Consider the following 4,255-nt stretch of genomic DNA (forward strand, 5'->3'; position numbering starts at 1 on the left):
GAGCCGCCGGTGTCGGTGCCGAGGGCCAGCGGGGCTTCGAAGGCCGCGACGGCGGCAGCGGAACCGCCGCCGGAGCCGCCGGGGATCCGGTCGAGGTCCCAGGGGTTGTGGGTAGGGCCGAAGGCGGAGTGCTCGGTGGAGGAGCCCATCGCGAATTCGTCCAGGTTGGTCTTGCCCAGGATCGGCATCTTCGCGGCGCGCAGGCGCTTGACCACGGTGGCGTCGTAGGGGCTGTACCAGCCTTCGAGGATCTTCGAGCCGGCCGTGGTGGGCTGGCCGACGGTGACGATCAGGTCCTTGACGGCGATCGGCACACCGGCGAGGGCGTGAAGCTCCTCGGCAGCGGCGCCGCCGGCGGCGCGGATCGCGTCCACCTCGGCGGCGACGGCGAGCGCCTCATCCGTGTTGACGTGCAGGAAGGCGTGGACCTTGCCGTCGACGGCGGCGATGCGGTCCAGGTGCGCCTGGGTAACCTCGACGGCGGAGACCTCGCGGGCGGCGAGCTTGCCGGCGAGGGCTGCGGCGGAGGAACGGATCAGTTCGTTGTTCTCAGTCATGTTCTTAGCCCTCATCCAGGATTGCCGGGACCTTGAAGCGGCCTTCGTACGCGTCGGGGGCGCCGGAGAGTGCCTGCTCGGCGGTGAAAGTGTGGCCCACAACGTCCTCGCGGAACACGTTCGTCAGCGGGATCGGGTGGGACGTGGCCGGGACATCATCACCGGCGGCTTCACTGACGGATTTCACTGATTCGACGATGACGGCGAGTTCGCCGGCCATCCTGTCGAGCTCTTCAGCACTCATCTCGATGTGCGCGAGACGCGCGAGATGCGCGACGTCGTCGCGGTTGATCGCAGCCATGGATCTCCCCTGCAAGTTCGGATTATTTTCCGTCCCAGTCTACGTGTCCCTGCGTGTTGTTACTGTCCGGCGCCAGGCCGGACGATCCTTTGGCTGCTCGCTCGTTCCTCGCTTAGACGCAGCCGGCAGGATGTCCGTCCCGTCACCGTTGCGCCTCCCTCACCGAAAGCGACTGTCGAGTCCGGAAAAATTCCGAACTCGACAGTCTCGTTGTTTGATTTTTTGGTGTTCGTTGGTTTGTTAGCCGATGCCGATCGCTCCCGTGAGGGCTCCTACCCCGAGCATGACCAGGGAGATGACGGCCGTGCGCCACAGGACCTTCTTGTGGTGGTCGCCCAGGTCCACCTTGGCAAGGGAGACCAGGAGCAGGATCGCGGGGACCAGCGGGCTCTGCAGGTGGAAGGGCTGGCCGGTGATCGAGGCGCGGGCCATGTCCGCGGCGCTGACGCCGTAGTGGGCCGCTGTCTCACTGAGGACCGGCAGGACGCCGAAGTAGAAGGCGTCGTTGCTCATGAAGAACGTCATGGGGATGCTGAGCACGCCGGTGATGATGGCCATGAACGGGCCCATGTCCGCGGGGATGATGGCGACGAGCCACTCGGACATCGCCTTGACCATGCCGGTGCCGTTGAGGACGCCGGTGAGGACTGCCGCGGCCATAACCATACTGACGACGGCAACGATCGACGGTGCGTGCGCGATGAGCTGGGCACCCTGGTCCTTGACCTTCGGGAAATTGACCAGCAGGGCGATGGCGGAACCCACCATAAAAACGAACGGGAGCGGAATGACGTTGGCGACGAGCGTGACCATGACTGCAACCGTCAGGCCGAGGTTGAACCAGAACAGCTTGGGACGCAGTGTCGTGCGGTTGGGGTCCAGTGCAGTGTCCGCCATGGCGGAATCGCGATCGTCGACCAGGTCCTCGGTGCGTTCCAGGACCGCCACGGAAGAACCGCCCGCTGAGGGGCTTCCGGCGGCGGGGGCTCCCCCGGCAGGGCCGGAGGACTTGCGGCCGAAACCGAAGCGGCCGGTGGTGCCCAGGGGTGAGCCGCCGTCGAACGTGTTGGCGGTGTCCCAGATTTCCGGGGCCACGGCGCGGAGCCGGTTGCGTTCCTGCAGGCCCAGGAGCCAGGCGAAGACGAAGACCACAACGAGGCCGGCAATGAGCGAGGGGATCATCGGAACGAAGACATCGTTGACGTCGAGCTTCAGCGCGGTTGCGGCACGGGCGGTAGGGCCTCCCCACGGCAGGATGTTCATGGTGCCGTTGGCCAGGCCCGCCACGCAGGTCAGGACCACGGGGCTCATCTTGAGGCGGAGGTAGACCGGCAGCATGGCCGCGGTGGTGAGGATGAAGGTCGTGGAGCCGTCGCCGTCGAGGGACACTGCCGCGGCGAGGATGGCGGTGCCGAGGACCACCTTGGCAGGGTCGTTTCCGAGCTTGCGCAGGATGAACCGGACCAGGGGGTCAAAGAGCCCGACGTCGATCATCAGGCCGAAGTAGATGATCGCGAACATCAGCAGGGCGGCGGTGGACGTCATCGACTTCATCGAGTCCATGACCATGGGGCCGATGCCCAGTCCGGCGCCGGCGAAAAGTCCGAAGACGGTGGGGACGATGATGAGCGCCAGCACCGGCGTCAGCTTCTTCGTCATGATCAGCACCATGAACACCGCGATCATGGCGAATCCTAGTAATACCAGCACGGCCGGCTCCTTCTTCATTGAATCGCACCACCCCGGTGTGATGCGTACAACAGACGTTAGAGTGGCGCGCGTCACGGCTGGGCCTTTGCCTCATTTGATTGGCATACTGCTTGTTGGACGCATTTTGCGCATTGTGCTCACGACCGAAGGAGGACCGCTGTGCCCCGCTTAACCGGCCCGAGCTTAACCGGCCGAAGCTCAACCGCCTGGTGGTTTACCGGCCGCGCTCCCCTGCGGTTCTCCACGCAGACCGTGCTGCTCCAGCTGGGGGTCGTGGCGCTGGTGGTGCTCCTGACGAGCGCGGTCCATGGCTGGCTCACCTACGACCGGCTGGGACGCGAGGCGGAGAACCAGGCCCTCACCCTGGCCCGGACCGTGGCTTCGGACCCGCAGGTGCGGGCGGAAGTGCAGCAGATCAGCGCCCAGCCCGGCACTCCCCCGGCCGCCGAGCTGCTGGCCGGACCGCTGATGGCCGCGGCCGAGGGAGCCCGCACCCGCACCGGGGCCCTGTTCGTGGTCATCACCGACGAGACCGGCCTGCGGCTCNNNCCCCGACGCGGAGCGCCTGGGCGAACGGGTCAGCACGGACCCGTCCGAGGCCCTGGCCGGCAAGGAAATCGCCACCCGGAACACGGGAACCCTCGGCCCGTCCGCGGGGGCGAAGGTCCCGGTGTTCGCCCCGGGCACGGACACTGTGGTGGGCGAGGTCAGCGTCGGCTACTCCACGGAAACCATCGGCCAGAGCCTGGCGCGGGACATCGTTCCGATAGCCCTGACCGCCGCCGGCGCCCTGCTGGTCGGCGTGCTGGCTTCCTTCCTGCTCCGGCGCCGGCTCCAGCGGCTGACGCTGGGCCTGGAACCGGAGGAAATCAGCACCCTGGTCCACGACCAGGTGGCGGTCCTGCAGGGAGTCGACGACGGCGTGATCGGCGTCGCCGCGGACGGCCGGGTCAGCGTGTTCAACTCCGCTGCCCAGCGCCTGCTGGGCCAACCGGATCTCACCGGGACGCCATGGGCCAATGCGCCCGTGCCCGCCCGGCTGCTCGCCCTGACCAAAGCCGACGCCGCGGAAGGCGACGCGGTGGAACTCGTCGCAGGCGGCCGCGTGCTGGTGGCGAGCGCCCGCAAGGCCCTGCACGGCCGCGAGGACCTGGGCTGGGTGGTCATGCTGCGGGACCGGACCGAACTCCAGCAGTTAACCCGCCAGCTCGACGCCGTGGGCACCATGTCCACCGCGCTCCGGGCCCAGCGGCACGAGTTCGCCAACCAGCTCCACACCATCGCCGGCTTCATGAGCATCGGCCAGCACCAGCAGGCGCGCGACTATCTGGCCCGGCTGGCCGCCACCGGGCCGCTGAAATTCCCCGTGGACCAGGCCGAGCTGCTCCAAGACCCCTATCTGCAGGCGTTCCTGGGGGCCAAGGGCGTGGAAGCAGACGAACGCGGCGTGGCCCTGCGCCTCGGCCCGGAAACCCTGGTCCGGGGCCAGGTCTCCGAACCGCAGGAAGTCACCACGGTCCTCGGCAACCTGATCGACAACGCGGTGAACGCCGCCGTCGCTGGCGCGGCGCCGGACCGCTGGGTCGAGGTGGAGGTGCTCGACGAGCCCGGCACCGGGGCCGACGGCGGCACGCTGCTGATCGTCGTCGGGGATTCCGGCGACGGGCTGCCTCCCGCTGCGGCGGCC

General features: G+C 68.0%; 3 protein-coding genes and 1 pseudogene. 1 reads left to right on the forward strand and 3 read right to left on the reverse strand.

Annotated features, from left to right (window positions below; genetic code table 11):
• From K789_RS0115045 to K789_RS0115055, 3 genes are all read right to left on the reverse strand, one after another.
• Positions 1-557: amidase (locus tag K789_RS0115045; RefSeq protein ID WP_024367480.1), on the reverse strand; the 557-nt coding region annotated here is incomplete at its 3' end.
• 4 nt (positions 558-561) lie between these two features.
• Positions 562-858: an Asp-tRNA(Asn)/Glu-tRNA(Gln) amidotransferase subunit GatC gene (gene gatC, locus K789_RS0115050; RefSeq protein ID WP_024367481.1), complete on the reverse strand. Its 297-nt coding sequence runs from the start codon at positions 856-858 to the stop codon at positions 562-564.
• A gap of 240 nt (positions 859-1,098) precedes the next feature.
• Positions 1,099-2,568, reverse strand: coding sequence for a CitMHS family transporter (locus K789_RS0115055; protein ID WP_024367482.1), 1,470 nt, complete (start codon positions 2,566-2,568; stop codon positions 1,099-1,101).
• Between the two features lie 231 nt (positions 2,569-2,799).
• Here K789_RS0115055 and K789_RS23250 point away from each other — a divergent pair.
• Positions 2,800-4,255, forward strand: a pseudogene (locus K789_RS23250) (Spo0B domain-containing protein); the annotation flags it as partial.

Origin of the sequence: Arthrobacter sp. TB 26 (genome assembly GCF_000427315.1) — a bacterium.
Lineage (GTDB): Bacteria > Actinomycetota > Actinomycetes > Actinomycetales > Micrococcaceae > Arthrobacter.